The 15,960-nt window shown below is 71.3% G+C and carries 3 protein-coding genes; all 3 read left to right on the top strand.

Going from position 1 to position 15,960, the window contains the following annotated elements; genetic code table 11:
* The first annotated feature begins 77 nt into the window (after window positions 1–77).
* Window positions 78–6,803: an amino acid adenylation domain-containing protein gene (locus tag ACWPN8_RS28540; protein WP_492243186.1), complete on the top strand. Its 6,726-nt coding sequence runs from the start codon at window positions 78–80 to the stop codon at window positions 6,801–6,803.
* Window positions 6,800–13,384, top strand: a complete 6,585-nt coding sequence (locus tag ACWPN8_RS28545; RefSeq protein WP_492243187.1) for an amino acid adenylation domain-containing protein — start codon at window positions 6,800–6,802, stop codon at window positions 13,382–13,384. Before ACWPN8_RS28540 ends, ACWPN8_RS28545 begins: the two co-directional genes overlap by 4 nt.
* Window positions 13,381–15,960: condensation domain-containing protein (locus tag ACWPN8_RS28550; protein ID WP_492243188.1), on the top strand; the 2,580-nt coding region annotated here is incomplete at its 3' end. The genes ACWPN8_RS28545 and ACWPN8_RS28550, both read left to right, overlap by 4 nt.

Raw genomic sequence — 15,960 nt, forward strand, 5'->3', positions numbered from 1 at the left:
CGGCCTTGCCGACCTCGTGACCGTTTCGCCCCATGGCTTGGCCGGGGGCGTGCCCTTCTGCCTGCACAGGTGATCCCATGGACAACCGTTCCGATGCCGCCTCCCTTTCGACGGTCTCAGCCGGGCGCAAGCCCGCCGGGACGTCGGCCGAGACGCTGGTCGGCACACTGGTCGGGCGGGCCGCGGAGACGCCCGGCGGCATCGCCCTGCGCTTCATCGCCGAGGGGACGGACGATCCGCTCAGCTATGCGGACCTCGACCGGCGGGCCCGGGCCATCGCCGTCCGTCTGCGCGAGCGGGCCGGACTGGGCGACCGCGCCATTCTGCTGCTGCCGAGCGGCCCGGACTATGTCGCGGCTTTCTTCGGCTGCCTCTATGCCGGCGTCATCGCCGTGCCGGCCTATCCGCCTGAATCGGTGAGGCCGCAGCATCTGGCCCGGCTCCAGGGCATCCTGGCCGATGCGCAGCCGCGCTTCATCCTGACGGATTCGGTCCTGTACGACACGCTGCTTGAGGCTTGCCGGGCCATGACGGGTAGCGACCAGATGCCCGAAATTCTGGCCGTGGACAGGGTGGACGGCGGGCTTGCCGACGACTGGTCGATCCCGCCGCTGTCAGGCGACGATATCGCCTTCCTGCAATACACCTCCGGCTCGACCTCCGCGCCCAAGGGGGTGCGGGTCAGCCATGGCAACCTGATCGCCAACGAGCGGCTGATCCGCGGCGGTTTCGGCATCGGGCCCGACGACTGCATCGTCAGCTGGCTGCCGCTGTTCCATGACATGGGCCTGATCGGCGGCCTGCTGCAGCCGATCCACGCCGGCATTCCCTGCGTGCTGATGTCGCCGCGCTATTTCCTGGAACGGCCGCGGCGCTGGCTGGAGGCGATCGGCCGCTATGGCGGCACCATCAGTGGCGGGCCGGATTTCGCCTTCCGCCTGTGCTGCGAGCGCATCGCCGACACCGCGCTGGATGGGCTGGACCTGCGGTCCTGGCGCCTTGCCTTCTCCGGGTCCGAACCGATCCGTCCCGACACGCTGGCCCGTTTCGCCGAGCGCTTCGCCCCAACGGGTTTCGACCGCCGGTCCTACTTCGCCTGCTACGGGCTGGCCGAGGCGACGCTGTTCGTCACCGGCGGCCGGCGCGGGCAGGGCATCACCCTGGCGCCGTTCGACGGAGCGGCATTGGCCGCCAACCGGGCCTTGCCTCCGGGTGACGACGCGTCGGCGACCGTGCTGGCCGGCTGCGGCCACGTGCAGCCCGATCATCCCCTGCGGCTGGTCGATCCGGCCAGCGGCTCGGAGGTCGGCGAGGGGACGGTCGGCGAGATCTGGGCCGGCGGACCCAGCATCGCCGACGGCTATTGGCGCAATGCGGAGGCGACGGCCCGCAGCTTCGTCGAGCGCGACGGCACGGTCTGGCTGCGCACCGGCGACCTGGGTTTCATGAAGGAGGACGAGCTGTTCGTCACCGGCCGGCTCAAGGACATGCTGATCGTGCGCGGCCAGAACGTCTATCCGCAGGATCTGGAGCGCAGCGTCGAGGAGGAGGTGGAGGTCGTCCGCAAGGGGCGGGTTGCCGCCTTCGCCGTCGAGCAGGATGGCCGTGAGGGGATCGGCATCGCCGCCGAGATCGGCCGGACGGTGCTGAAGCTGGTGACGCCGGAGGCACTGTGCGGTGCCATCGCCGCCGCGGTGGCCGATTCCTGCCAGGAGGCGCCGGTGCTGGTCGCCCTGCTGGAGCCGGGCGCCCTGCCCAAGACCTCAAGCGGCAAGCTTCAGCGCTCCGCCTGCCGGTCCCTGCTCGACGCGGGTGAACTGCCGGCTTTCCACGTCCAGCGCCGGGGAGCGCCCGTCGCCGCCGCCGAGACCGCCGCCCGCGCCCTGACAAAGCGCGAGAGCGTGGTGGCCGCCGTCTGGGCGGAGGTGCTGAACGTCGCCGTCACCGATGCCGGCGCCCATTTCTTCGCGCTGGGCGGCAATTCGGTGTCGGTGGTGCAGGTGGTCGCCCGGCTGCGCGAACGGTGCGGACTGGCGGCCGACGTCGCCGACCTGTTCCGTCATCCCACCCTGTCGGACTTCGCCGCCAGGCTGTCCGAGGCGGGTCCCGCGACGATCCAGGCGATGGCTCCCCAGAGGGGCGGGGAGGAGCGCATCGCCGAACCGTCGGCGGCCCAGGCCCGCATGTGGTTCAACTGGAAACTCGACCCGCGGGACTGCGGCTACACCATTTCCGGGCGGGTCCAGCTGCGCGGGCCGCTGCGCCGCGATGCCGTCCAGGCGGCGGTGGACCTGCTGGCCGGGCGGCACGAGAGCCTGCGCACCGTCTTCCGCGAGGAGGCTGGTCGGCCGGTGCAGGTGGTCCGCCCTGCCGGGACGGTGCCCGTCGCCGTCCGCCTCGCCGATCTCTCCGGTGACGCTGACCGGGACGATGCGTTGCGCCGTCTGCTGGAGGAGGAGGTCCGTGCCCCCTTCGATCTGGTAGAAGGCCCGCTGATGCGGGTGCAGCTGATCGCCTGTGCCGACGACGACCATCATCTGCAGGTCAGCCTGCACCACGCCATCGCCGACGGCTGGTCGATGAATGTCCTGCTCGACGAGTTCGGTGAGGCCTATGCCGCCTGCTGTGGCGGCAGGGCACCCGAATTGCCGGCGCTGACCGTCCAGTATGCCGACGTCGCCCAATGGCAGCGCGACCTGCTGGAGTCGGGTGAGGGCGCTCGCCAGCTTGCCTATTGGGCTGGCCGGCTGGGCGACCGCCATCCGGTGCTGGACCTGCCCGCCGACCGACCGCGTTCCGCCGGTGGTAGCCAGCGCGGGGCGGCGGTCCATTGCGCCATCGACGACGGGCTCGCCACGGCCTTGCGCGGGCTGGCACGGCGGATGGGGGTGACGCTGCCGACCCTGCTGCTCGCCAGCTACACGGCTCTGCTGCACCGCTATTCCGGCCAGGACGACATCCGTGTCGGCTGCACGCTGGCCAACCGGCGCAGCGTGGACAGCGAAAGGCTGATCGGCTTCTTCGTCAACATGGCGGTGCTGTGCGCCGACCTGTCGGACGATCCGGCCTTCGAGGCGCTGCTTCGCCGTGTCGGCGAGGCGGCGCTCGACGCCCAGGCCAACCAGGATCTGCCCTTCGACCGGCTGGTCGAAGAACTGCAACCGCAGCGCGATCTAGCTCATCATCCGCTGTTCCAGGCCGCCTACGACCATCAGTGGCAGCGGCTGGACGGCCTCGACCGGTTGCCGGGCCTGCGGGTGGAGGCCGTCGAGCATCTCCAGCTCGCGACGCAGTTCGACCTGATCCTGCACACCACCGAGCGGGCCGGTCCGGGCGGAGCCGGTCCTCTCGGCGCCTTCTTCACCTACAGTCTCGACCTGTTCGAGCCGGAAAGCGCGGAGCGGATGGCCCGGCACTGGCTGACCCTGCTTCGCGGCATCATTGCCGATCCGGCGCTGCCGGTCAGCCGTCTGCCGCTGATGGACGAGGCGGAGACGGCGGCGCTGGTCGCCGGCTGGAACGATCCCGCCCGCAACCTTGCCCGCCTGCCGGCACCGCTTCCGGCCGATGCCCCCGGCCTTCATGCCCGCATCGCGGCCCATGCGCACCGGCACCCCGACGCCCCGGCCGTGACCTGCGATGGCCAGACCCTGAGCTATGGCGAGCTCGACCGCAGCAGCGACCGGCTGGCGTGGCAGCTGCGCTCGCTCGGTGTCGGGCCGGACCGGCTGGTCGGGCTGGCGGCCGACCGCTCCTTCGACCTGATCGTCGGCATGCTCGGCATCCTGAAGGCGGGCGGCGGCTATCTGCCGCTCGACCCCTCCTATCCCGCAGACCGGCTGCTTTACATGCAGGCCGACAGCGGCATCGGGCTGGTCGTCACCCAGGCCCATCTGCGCGATGCGCTGCCGCTTGCCGATGGCGTGCGGGCGATCTGCGTCGGCGACGAGCCCGACGCGCCGGACGGACCGCCGCCCGATGGTCCGCCGCCGGACCTGGGCCGGGCCGGATCGCTCGCTTACTGCATCTACACCTCGGGATCGACCGGCCAGCCGAAGGGCGTGGCGATCACCCATGCCAATGTGCTGCGGCTGTTCGAGTCCTGTCCGGCGGACCTGCGCTTCGACGGGGGCGACGTCTGGGCGCTGTTCCACTCCTATGCCTTCGACTTCTCGGTCTGGGAAATCTTCGGCGCCCTGCTGCATGGCGGGCGGCTGGTGGTGGTGCCCTACTACACCAGCCGGTCGCCGGCCGACTGCTTCGCCCTGCTGCGGGACGAGGGAGTGACTATCCTGAACCAGACGCCGTCCGCCTTCCGGCAACTGGTGCCGGTGGCGCTGGCGGCGCCGCGCGATGCCCTGTCGCTCCGGCTGGTGGTGTTCGGTGGTGAGGCGCTGGAGATGGAAAGCCTGCGCGGCTGGTTCGAGCATTTCGGCGACAGCCGTCCGCGGCTGGTCAACATGTACGGCATCACCGAAACCACCGTCCACGTCACCCATCGTCCGCTGACCCTGGCCGACCTGCCGAAGTCCGGGCAGGCAACGGACCAGCCGGAGGCCGGCGCCCCGGTCGGCATGCCGCTCGGCGACCTGCGCTGGTACTTCCTCGACCGGCATCTCCAGCCGGTCCCGCCCGGCGTGGCGGGTGAGATCCATGTCGGCGGAGCCGGGCTCGCGCGGGCCTATCTGAACCGACCCGGCCTGACCGCCGGGCGCTTCGTCGCCGATCCCTTCGGCGCGTCCTTCGGCGATCCGGGGGAACGCCTGTACCGCAGCGGCGATCTGGCGCGCTATTGGCCGGATGGCCGGGTTGAGTATCTCGGCCGCGCCGACCAGCAGATCAAGTTGCGCGGCTTCCGCATCGAACCGGGCGAGATCGAGGCGGCGGTCCGCCGCCAACCCGCCGTCGCCGATGCCGCTGTGCTGCTGCGCGGCGACGGTGCCGACCGCCGGCTCGTCGCCTATGCCGTCGCCGACGAGGAGGCGCTGCGCGACCGGCCCGAGGAGCAGCGGGGCGATCTGGTCGGGCAGTGGAGCACGGTGTTCGACGGCACCTATTCGCGCGCGGACGCGGCAGCGGGGCCGGGCTTCACCGGCTGGAACGACAGCTACGACGACCGGCCGATCCCCGAGCCGCAGATGCGGGAGTGGCTGGATGCCACCGTCGCGCGCATCCTGGCCTTGAAGCCGCAAAGGCTGCTGGAGATCGGTTGCGGCGTCGGTCTGCTGACCCAGGCGGTGGCGCCGCACTGCGCCGTCTATCACGGGACCGACTTTTCGGCACAGGCCATCGCCGATCTCGGTGCCTGGGCGGCGGGAAGGCCGGAGCTGGCCCATATCCGGCTCAGCCGGCGCGAGGCCACCGATTTCGGCGGGATCGGCGAGAGCGGAATGGAGGAGGGTGGCTACGACACCGTCGTCATCAACTCCGTCGCCCAGTATTTCCCCGACGGCGACTATCTGCTGCGCGTCCTGGAAGGGGCGGTGCGGGCCTTGCGGCTGGGCGGGCGCATCGTCCTGGGTGACCTGCGACCGCTGCATCTCCAACCGCTGTTCCATGCGTCGGTGGCGCTCTGGCGGGCGGAAGCGCAGGCGAGCCCCGCCCAACTCCGTGCCCGCGTCGCCCGCGCCATGGCCGAGGATGGCGAGCTGCTGTTCGCTCCCGGCTTCTTCCAGGCGCTACGCGGCCGGATTCCAGAGATCGGCCGCATCGACCTCGATCTGCGTTGCGGCCGGGCCGACAACGAGTTGACCCGCTACCGCTTCGACGCGGTCCTGCATGTCGGTGGGGAGGACCTGCGGCCTGCCGGCGGCTGGCGCGAGGCCGGGGAGGACCTGACCCGTCTCGACCGCCTACTGGCGGAGGAGCGGCCCGCCGGCCTGCGGATCGCCGGGATCGCCAACCGCCGGCTCGCCCGCGACCTTGCCGCCTGGACGGCGATGTCCGGCGCCTCCTCGCCAGCGGCGGGGGCATTGCGGGAACGGATCGACCGGCTGGATCCCGCCGGTGCCGATCCCGACGCCTACCGGGCGCTTGCCGAGGCGCATGGCTACCGGGCCCGCGTCGGCTGGAATGTCGGTCCGGACGGTGCCGGCAATGCGGAAGGCCGTTTCGACGTGGAAATCTTCGATCCGGCCCGGCTGGAGCGTCACCCCATCGGGCCGGAACCGGCAGTTCGCGATGGATGGCGCGCCCAGTGCAGTGATCCGCTGCTCGCCCGGCAGCGGCGCCAGTTCGCGCCGCGTCTGCTGTCCGCCCTGCGCGGCAGCCTGCCGGCGCATATGGTGCCGTCCCAGATGTTGCGCGTCGACCGGCTGCCGCTGACCGTCAACGGCAAGCTGGACCGCGACCGGCTGGCCGACCACGACCAGCCCATGCAGGTGACGGCGGCCGCCCATGTCCCGCCGGAAAGCCCGGTGGAGCAGGCGCTAGCCGCCATCTGGGCCGAGGTGCTGGGCGTCACCCGCGTCGGCCTGGACGACGACTTCTTCGAGCTGGGGGGCCATTCGCTGCTGGCGACCCAGGTGGCCTCGCGCATCGCCGCCGATCTGGGGGTGACGCTGGATATCCGCACCCTGTTCGAGGCGACCGGCCTGCGCGGCCTCGCCCGGCGGGTGGAGGAGCGGCGCGCCGCCACCGAGCCCGCCGCCGCATCCGCCATCGAAGACGAACTGGCCGCCGCGCTGAAGGCCATCGAAGGCCTGTCGGAGGCCGAACTAAACGCGCTCGCGGATGCCGCCACGGATTCCGCCCGTATCGGCAGTGCCGAAACAGACAGTGCAAACACGGGGATCGCCCGATGACCAGCAGCCCGTCCACTCCCTCCCTGCCGTCCTCGCTCGACGGTCTGTCGCGCAGCCAGCGCCGGGCGCTCGCCGCCGTTCTGGCTGCCAAAGGCATCGACATCCATACCCGGTTCCCGATCCCCCACGCGGACCGTTCGCAGCCGCTGCCGCTCTCCTATGCGCAGCAGCGGCTGTGGTTCCTCTGGCGGATGGATCCCGGCGGGGCGGCCTACAATATTCCCGGCGCCATCCGGGTGACCGGCCCGCTCGACCCCGCCCTGCTGGAGGCGGCCTTCGCCCATCTGACCGACCGGCACGAGGCGCTGCGCACCAGCTTCGCCGAGCGCGACGGCCAACCCGTCCAAATCATCCACCCCCGGATGGCCCCGATGCTCGCCAGCATCGACCTTTCGGCGCTTTCCCCCGCCGACCGCGAGGCGCGCGCACGGGATCTGGCGCGCACGGAAGCTTTGGCACCCTTCGATCTCGGCAACGGTCCGCTGATGCGCCTGACGCTGGTGCGGCTGGCGGCGGAGGATCATCTGCTGCTGGTCACCCTGCACCACATCGTCGCCGATGGCTGGTCGGTGGAGCGCTTCCTGGCGGAATTCGCCCGCAGCTACGACGCCCTGCGGGCTGGCCGGCAGCCGGACCTGCCGTCGCTGCCGATCCAATATGCCGATTACGCGCAGTGGCAGCGCGACTGGCTGGAAGCCGGGGAGCGCGACAGGCAGCTCGCCTACTGGCGCGACCGGCTCGGCACCGATCATCCGGTGCTGCCGCTGCCGCTCGACCGGCCCCGGCCGGCGGTGCTGGGCGCCCATGGCGGCACGGTGGCCTTCCGGCTCGGCACGCAGCGCAGCCGCGACCTGAAGGCGCTGGCCCAGGCCCGCGGCGTGACCCCCTTCGTCCTGCTGCTGGCCACCTTCAAGCTGCTGCTGATGCGTCACAGCGGTGAGACCGACCTGCGGGTCGGCGTGCCCTTCGCCAACCGCAATCGCATCGAGACGGAAGGGGTGGTCGGCTTCTTCGTCAACACCCTGGTTCTGCGCAGCCGGTTGGACAGCCGCGAGAGCTTCGGCGCCCTGCTGGCCCGGCTGCGCGATACCGCGCTGGAGGCCCAGGCCCATCAGGATCTTCCCTTCGAGCAACTGGTCGAGGCGCTCCAGCCCGAACGCAGCCTGAGCCACAACCCGCTGTTCCAGGTGAAGTTCAACTACGGCTTCGACACCTCCACCCTGCCGGCACCGGTGGGGCTGCGACTGGCGCCCGAGCCCAACGAGTTCCTGGGCGCCCATTTCGACCTGGCACTGGATATCGCCGACGCTCCGGACGAGTTGCACGGTTCGATGACCTATGCCCGCGACCTGTTCGAAGCCGCCAGCGTCGAGGGGTTGGTCACCGACTATTGCGGTCTGCTGGACGCCGTCCTGCGCCAGCCCGACGCCCCGCTGTGGCGCCTGCGCCCTTCGGGTTCGGCACCGGCCGGCGAAAGCGGCAGCTGGCGCGATCCGGCGCCGGGCGTTCTGGAACTGTGGAACGCCCGTGTCGAAGCCGATCCGGAGGCCGTCGCGGTGTGCGGCGGCGACCGGACGCTCACCGTCCGTGCGCTGGACGGGTTGGCGAACCGGCTGGCGAATGCCCTGCGCGAAGCCGGGATCGGGCCAGGCGACCGGGTCCTGTTGTGCTTCGAGCGATCCTGCGGCCTGATCGCCGCACTGCTCGGCGTCATGAAGGCCGGCGCCGCCTATGTGCCGCTCGATCCCTCCCAGCCGGCGGAGCGGTTGCGCCGTCTCGCCCTGTCGAGCGGCGCCCGCTGCGCCGTGGCGGCGGGAGCGACGCTGGCCGCAGCCGCGGCCACCGGGTTGTCCTGCCTCGACCTCGACGGTCCGCGTATCGCATCCCAGCCGGATGGCTTCGATGGCCCGGTCCCGGCCGGGGGGCTTCCGGCCTATGTCATCTACACCTCCGGCTCCACCGGCGAACCCAAGGGCGTCGTCGTCAGCCATGGTGCGCTCGGCAGCTATCTGCGCGGCGTTCTGGAGCGGCTGGCCGTGCCGAAGGGCACCTCGATGGCCATGGTCTCGACCGTTGCCGCCGACCTTGGGCATACGGTGCTGTTCGGCGCGCTCTGCCATGGCGGCGCTCTGCATCTGGCCGACGACGCCACCGCGCGCGATCCCGACCGCTTCGCCGCCTGGATGGCGGGCTGCGCCGCCGGGGTGCTGAAGATCGTGCCCAGCCATCTGCGCGGCCTGCTTCACGCCGCCAGCACCGCCGACGTGCTGCCGCGGGACCTGCTGGTCCTGGGCGGCGAGGCCTGCGACGGCGGGCTGGTGGAGCAGTTGCGGCGGCTGCGGCCGGGCCTGCGCGTGCTCAACCATTATGGCCCGACCGAGACGACGGTCGGCGTGCTCACCCACGAGGTTCCTGCTGCGGTCCCCGCCGTCATTCCTCTCGGCTCCCCCCTGGCCAACGTCCGTGCCTGCGTGCTCGACCCGGATCTTGAGCCGGTGCTCGCCGGAGCCGTCGGCGAGCTTTATGTCGGTGGCGACAGCTTGGCCGATGGCTATCTCGGCCAGCCGGCGCTGACGGCGGCCCGCTTCATTCCCGATCCGCAACCGCGCCGGCCGGGCGACCGGCTCTACCGCACCGGCGACCGGATCCGCCTGCGCCGGGACGGGCTGCTGGAGTTCGTCGGACGCCTCGACGATCAGGTGAAGATCCGCGGCCATCGCGTCGAGCCGGGAGAAGTCGCCCGCGTCCTCAAATCCCTGCCCGGATTGGCGGACGTGCTGGTGACCGCCGGCACCGCTGCTCATGGCCCGGCGGCCGGGCAACTGATCGCCTACTGCGTGCCGTCCACCGGCGAGCCCGATATCGCGGCCCTGCGCCTGTCCGCTGCCGGTCTGCTCCCGGATCATATGGTTCCGGCACATTGGCTGGTGCTGGACCATCTGCCGCTGACCGCCAACGGCAAGCCGGACCGCAAGGCGCTGCCGGTTCCGGCTGCCGCCGAACCGGCATCGCAAACGGCGATGACGGAGACGGAACAACGCCTCGCCCGGATCTGGGCCGAGGTGCTGAAGCGCGAGACGGTGGACGTCGGTGCCAGCTTCTTCGCCATGGGCGGGGATTCGATCCTCAGCCTCCAGCTGATCGCCCGCGCCCGCAAGCAGGGGCTGAAATTCACCCCGAAGCAGCTGTTCGAGGCCCAGAGCATCCGCGCGCTCGCCGCTCTGCTGGACGCCCGGCCGCTGGGAAACGCTCCGGTCCTGTCGCTGGTCCCGGTCCCAGCCCCGGCATCGGCGGCGGAGCCACAGGCCGGACCGGAGGCTGCGGCGATTCCCACCGTACCGCGCGGCGATGGTCTGCCCTTGTCCTCCACCCAGCGCCGCCTGTGGTTCCTGTGGCGCCTCGACCCAGCCAGCACAGCCTATACCATCGCCACGGCGCTCCGCCTGCGCGGCCGGCTCGACCCCGAAAGCCTGCGGCGGGCCTTCGCGCTGGTGTCCGGGCGGCACGAAACCCTGCGCACCCGCTTCGTCGAACGGGGCGGCGAACCCCGGCAGGTCGTCGAAGCCGATGCCGCCGTCGACTGGACGGTCGAGACGCTGGAGGATGCCGGTCTGCTGGATGGCCGGCTGCGCGGCGAGGCAGCCCGCCCCTTCGACCTGGAACGGGGGCCGTTGCTGCGCCTTCGCCTGTTCCGTCTGCCGGACGGGCCCGGCGGGAACGAGCACGTGCTTTCGCTGGCGATGCATCACATCATCTCCGACGGCTGGTCGATGAACGTCCTGGTGGACGAGGTTGCCCGTGCCTATGCGCTGTTGTCGGCCGGTCTGCCGGCTGCATTGCCGCCGCTGCCGCTCCAGTATGCGGACTATGCCGCATGGCAGGAGCGCTGGATGGAGTTGGCCGAGGCGCGTCGGCAGCTCGACCATTGGCAGGGGCGCCTGGGGGGCGAGCAGCCGGCGCTCGACCTTCCGGCCGACCGTCCGCGCCGGCCGATGCAGAGCCATCGCGGTGCGGCGGTGGAGTTCCGGCTGGACGCCTCGCTGGTCGCCGGGATGGCTGCCGTCGGGCGGGAGCAGGGGGCGAGCCTGTTCATGGTCCTGCTCGCCGCCTTCGCCGCCCTGCTGCTCCGGCACAGCGGTCAGCGGGACCTGCGCATCGGCGTGCCGACCGCCAACCGCGGCCGGGTCGAGCTGGAGGGGCTGATCGGCTTCTTCGCCAACACCCAGGTCCTGCGCATCGAACCCGATGGGCGTCTGCCCTTCGACCGCTTCCTGGCGCGGGTGCGCGACGAGGTTCTGGCGGCCCAGGCCAACCAGGAGCTGCCGTTCGATGCCCTGGTGGAGGCCTTGCAGCCCGACCGCAGCCTCGACCGCAACCCGCTGTTCCAGGTGATGGCCAGCCACAGCCGTCCGCGCTCCGACGCGCTGCGCCGCCTGCCCGGCCTGGACATCGCCGAGCATCCGCGGCTGCACCACGCCGCCCAGTTCGACCTGTCGCTGCACAGCGAGGAGCAGGCCGACGGTTCGCTGCGTGCCACCCTGATCTACGCCACCGACCTGTTCGAAGAGGACACGGTCCAGCGATTCCGCAGCCATTTGGAACGTATCCTCCACGGGGTGGCGCAGGCGCCCACGGTCACGCTGGGCTATCTGCCGATCCTCGACGCCGCCGACTGGCCGGAGGTGCTGCCCAGCCCCCGTCCGCCGGCCGGCCCTCTGGTGCCCGATCTGATCGCGGAGCAGGCCCGTCTGCATGGCGACCGTCCGGCGGTTACGTTCGGCGGGCGGACGCTGAGCTATGCCGAGCTTGAGGCGCAGGCGAACCGGCTGGCCCACCGGTTGCGGGCTCTCGGCGTCGGCCCGGAGGTGGTGATCGGCGTCGCCGCCGAACGTTCGCTGGAACTGGTCGTTGGCCTGCTGGCGGTGATGAAGGCGGGCGGCGCCTATCTGCCCCTCGACCCGGACCTGCCGTCCGCCCGCCTTGCCGCCATGGCGGCGGACGGTGGCATCGCCCTGCTGCTCACCCAGTCCCATCTTGCCGGACGGCTGGGTGGCGAGGCGCTGCCCGAGGCTGTCCGCCTGCTGCTGCTCGACGCCGAGGACACCGACGCCGAGAGCACCGGGGGACTGCCGGACACGCCGCCCGCGGCCGGGCTGCGGCCGGAGAACCTCGCCTACCTGATCTACACCTCCGGCTCCACCGGCACGCCCAAGGGAGCCTGCAACAGCCATGGCGCCCTGCTGAACCGGCTGGTCTGGATGCAGAAGGCCTACCGGCTTTCCCCTGGCGAGCGGGTGTTGCAGAAGACGCCCTTCGGCTTCGACGTCTCGGTCTGGGAGTTCTTCTGGCCGCTGATGGTGGGGGCGCATCTGGTGGTGGCTGCGCCCGGCGAGCACCGCGACGCGGCCCGGCTGGTGGTGCTGATTCGGGAGCAGGGCATCGACACGCTGCACTTCGTGCCCTCCATGCTGCAGGCCTTCGTGGAGGAGCCGGGGGTGGAGCAATGCACCAGTCTGCGCCGTGTGGTGTGCAGCGGCGAGGCGCTGCCGGCGGCGTTGCAGGACCGGCTGTTCGCCCGGCTGCCGCAGGTCGGCCTGTACAACCTCTACGGCCCGACGGAGGCGGCGATCGACGTCAGCCACTGGACCTGCCGGGCCGGGGAGGGCGGTACGGGCGGCAGCGTGCCGATCGGCGTGGCCATCGACAATCTGCGCCTCCATGTGCTGGATGAGTGCCTGAACCCGCTTCCGGCCGGTGCGGTCGGTGAGCTGTACATCGCCGGTGCGGGCCTGGCGCGCGGCTATCACCGGCGGGCCGGCCTGACGGCGGAACGCTTCGTCGCCGATCCGTTCTCGGCCGACGGCGGCCGGATGTACCGGACGGGCGATCTGGCGCGGCGGCGCGGGGACGGGGTGATCGAGTATGTCGGGCGGATCGACCATCAGGTGAAGATCCGCGGCCTGCGGATCGAGCTTGGCGAGATCGAGGCTGTGCTGCGCGGCCATCCGGCGGTGCGGGATGCGGTGGTGGTCGCCCGCGACGGTGCGGGCGGCAAGCGTCTGGTCGGCTATGTCGCCGCCGATGCGGCTGCGGAGCTGCCACGGCGGCTGAAGGAGCACCTTGGTCACGCTCTGCCGGACTACATGGTGCCAACGCATCTCGTGGTGTTGGAGCGGTTGCCGCTGACGCCCAACGGCAAGCTGGACCGCAAGGCCCTGCCCGAGCCTGCGCCGGATGCCGGGGTGGAGCATGTTCCGCCATCCACGGCGACCGAACATGCAGTGGCGGAGATCTGGCGGTCGGTCCTCGGGGTGGAGCGTATCGGCGGCGCCGACAGCTTCTTCACGCTCGGCGGCCACTCGCTGCTGGTGGCACGGGTGGCGGCGCAGCTCCGCGAGCGGCTCGCGGTGGATCTGGCCCTGCGCACCCTGTTCGAAGCGCCGACCCTGGCCGAGCTGGCGGCGCGGATCGACCGGGAGAAGGCGGACGGCGCCGCGGAGGAGGAGATCGCCCGCATGGACGCCCTGCTGGCCGATCTCGAAGCCGATTTTGAAGCCTTGCCGTCGGAGGCCGCCCAATGACCACGCCTGTCCAGCATGACCCGGCGGAGCGGCCGGCGGACGCGCTTGTCCAGATCGCCCGGCGCCTCCACGCGTTGCCCGCCGACCGGCAGGAGGAGTTCCTCCGGCGCTTGGCCGGAACGGGAATTTCCTTCGCCCGGCTGCCGATCCTGCCCGGTCGCCGGCCGGACCGGCTGCCGCTGTCCCATGCCCAGCGGCGGCTGTGGGTGCTCTGGCAGCTCGACCGCCATAGCCGGGCCTATCACATTCCGATCGGTCTGAGCCTGACCGGTTCCCTTGACCGGGAGGCATTTTCCGGCGCCTTCGCCGATATCCTGGCGCGGCACGAGGTGCTGCGGACCAGCTACCCGGCGTGCGACGGCGAGGCCGAGCAGCGCATCCATCCCGCCGCTCCCCCGGACATCGCCTGGAACGATCTGTCGGCCCTGGCCCCTGTCGAGCGGGAAACCCGGCTGCAGGCCCTGGCTGACGCGGAGGCGGCAACCCCCTTCGACCTGGAAGCGGCACCGCCGGTCCGCCTGCGGCTGGTGCGGCTGGCGGAGGACGAGCATGCGCTGTTCCTGACGCTCCACCACATCGCCGCCGATGGCTGGTCGGTGAACCGGCTGGTGGAGGAATTCTCTGCCCTCTATGCCGCCCGGCGGGAGGGGCGGGACGCCGGGTTGCCCCCGCTGCCGATCCAGTATGCCGACCATGCGCTGTGGCAGGACCGGCTCCTGCGCAGCGGCGAAGGGGGGCGGCAGCTCGACCATTGGCGTGCCCTGTTGGGCGATGAGCAGCCGGAGCTGATGCTGCCGCGGGACGGAGAGGGTGCTGCCGACGAAGGGCAGGGCACCGACCGGCGGGAGGCGGGCGTCCCGTTTGTCCTCGACGATGCACTCGGCGCCCAGCTGCGCGCCGTGGCCGGCAAGACGGGGGCGACCGTCGCCAATCTTCTGTTGGCCGCATTCCTGCTTCTGCTTCACCGTCACACCGGGCAGGGGGATGTGCGGGTGGGGGTGCCGGTCGCCGGGCGTCATCGCGCCGAGACCGAGCGCCTGATCGGCCTGTTCGTGAACAGTCAGGTCATCGGCGCGGACCTGCATGGCGGGCTCGGTCTGCATGAGGTGCTGGCGCAGGTTCGCGACCGGTCGGTCGACGCCCAGGCCAACCAGGATCTGCCCTTCGAGCATCTGGTGGACGCCCTGAGACCGGAACGCCGGCTCGACCGCAATCCGCTGTTCCAGGTGATGTTCAACCATCAGCACCGTCGACTGTCGGCGCTGGACCGGGTCGCCGGTCTGACGATCTGCCCTCTCGCAGGCAGCCTCCGCGTCGCCCTGTTCGACCTGTCGCTGGAGGTCGAGGAGGACGATTGCGGACGCATCCGTTGTGACCTGCGCTATGCCGCCGACCGCTATGCGGCGGAGCGGCTCGCCGCGATGGCGGAAGATTACCGGCGCATTCTCGCAGCCTTCGCCGCAGAGACGGGCGGTCCGGTCGCGGCCATCCGCCTGACGGCCGACGACCGCATGGCCAAAGACAGCATGGATGTCGCCGGCACCGTGCCCCCGAAGACGGCCTCCGGCGCCGCCCCGTCGCCCGCGACGCTGTTCGATGCCCGCGCGACGGACTCTCCGGAAGCCATCGCTCTGGTGGCCGATGGGCGGCCGGTGACCTTCGGTGCCTTGAAGGACCGCTCGGACCGGTTGGCCCGGCGGCTCCGTGCGCTGGGTGTCGGGCCGGATGTCCGGATCGGGCTGGCGGTCGAACCTTCGCCAGCAATGGTCGTCGGACTTCTGGCTGTGCTGAAGGCGGGTGGAGGCTATGTGCCGCTCGATTCCCGCCTCCCCCATGACCGGCTGGCGGGCATGATCGCCGATAGCGGCATGGCTCTGATCCTGGCGCAGGACAGTGTACTCGGCTCGATGCCGACCGGGGCGGCCTGTCTCACGCTGGACGCCGACGGGGTGTGTGGCGACGGGATATGCGGGGATGAGCCGGACGCGAGGGGCGCTCTCCGGGCGCCGGTGGACGAAGCCTTGGCCTATCTGGTCTACACCTCCGGGTCGACCGGGACGCCCAAGGGCGTCATGGTTTCCCACGGAGCGCTGGCCCGCCACTGTCTGGCGGCGGCCGGGGCTTATGGGATGACCGCCGGGGACCGGCTGCTGCATTTCGCCTCCTTCGGCTTCGATGCGGCGAGCGAACAGATCCTGGTGCCTCTGTTGGCGGGTGCTGGTGTCGTCCTGGGCGCCATGGTGGATTCCACGCCGGAACGGCTGGCGGCGCTGATCCTGCGCGACGGCGTCACCGTCGCCGACTTGGCGCCGGCCTATCTTGCCCGCCATGCCGAGGCCCTTGCCGACGCCATGCCCGGTCACCGCCTGCGCGCCTGCATTCTGGGCGGCGAGGCCTGGGATCTGTCGCTCGCTGGCCGCCTCGCCGGCTGGACCGGCCGGATCTTCAACGCTTACGGGCCGACCGAGGCGGTGATCACTCCTCTCGTCTGGCGGGCCGGTAGCGAGCGGCGCGCCGGAACCGCTCCCATCGGCCAAGCGATCGGCGAGCGCCGGGCGCTGGTGCTCGACGCTTCG

The sequence above is a fragment of the Azospirillum sp. UENF 112521 genome, from assembly GCF_058780665.1.

Excerpts from the sequence above, each read along its gene's own strand:
- ACWPN8_RS28540 (WP_492243186.1), top strand. The coding sequence starts at position 78 with ATGGACAACCGTTCCGATGCCGCCTCCCTTTCGACGGTCTCAGCCGGG.
- ACWPN8_RS28545 (WP_492243187.1), top strand. The coding sequence starts at position 6,800 with ATGACCAGCAGCCCGTCCACTCCCTCCCTGCCGTCCTCGCTCGACGGT.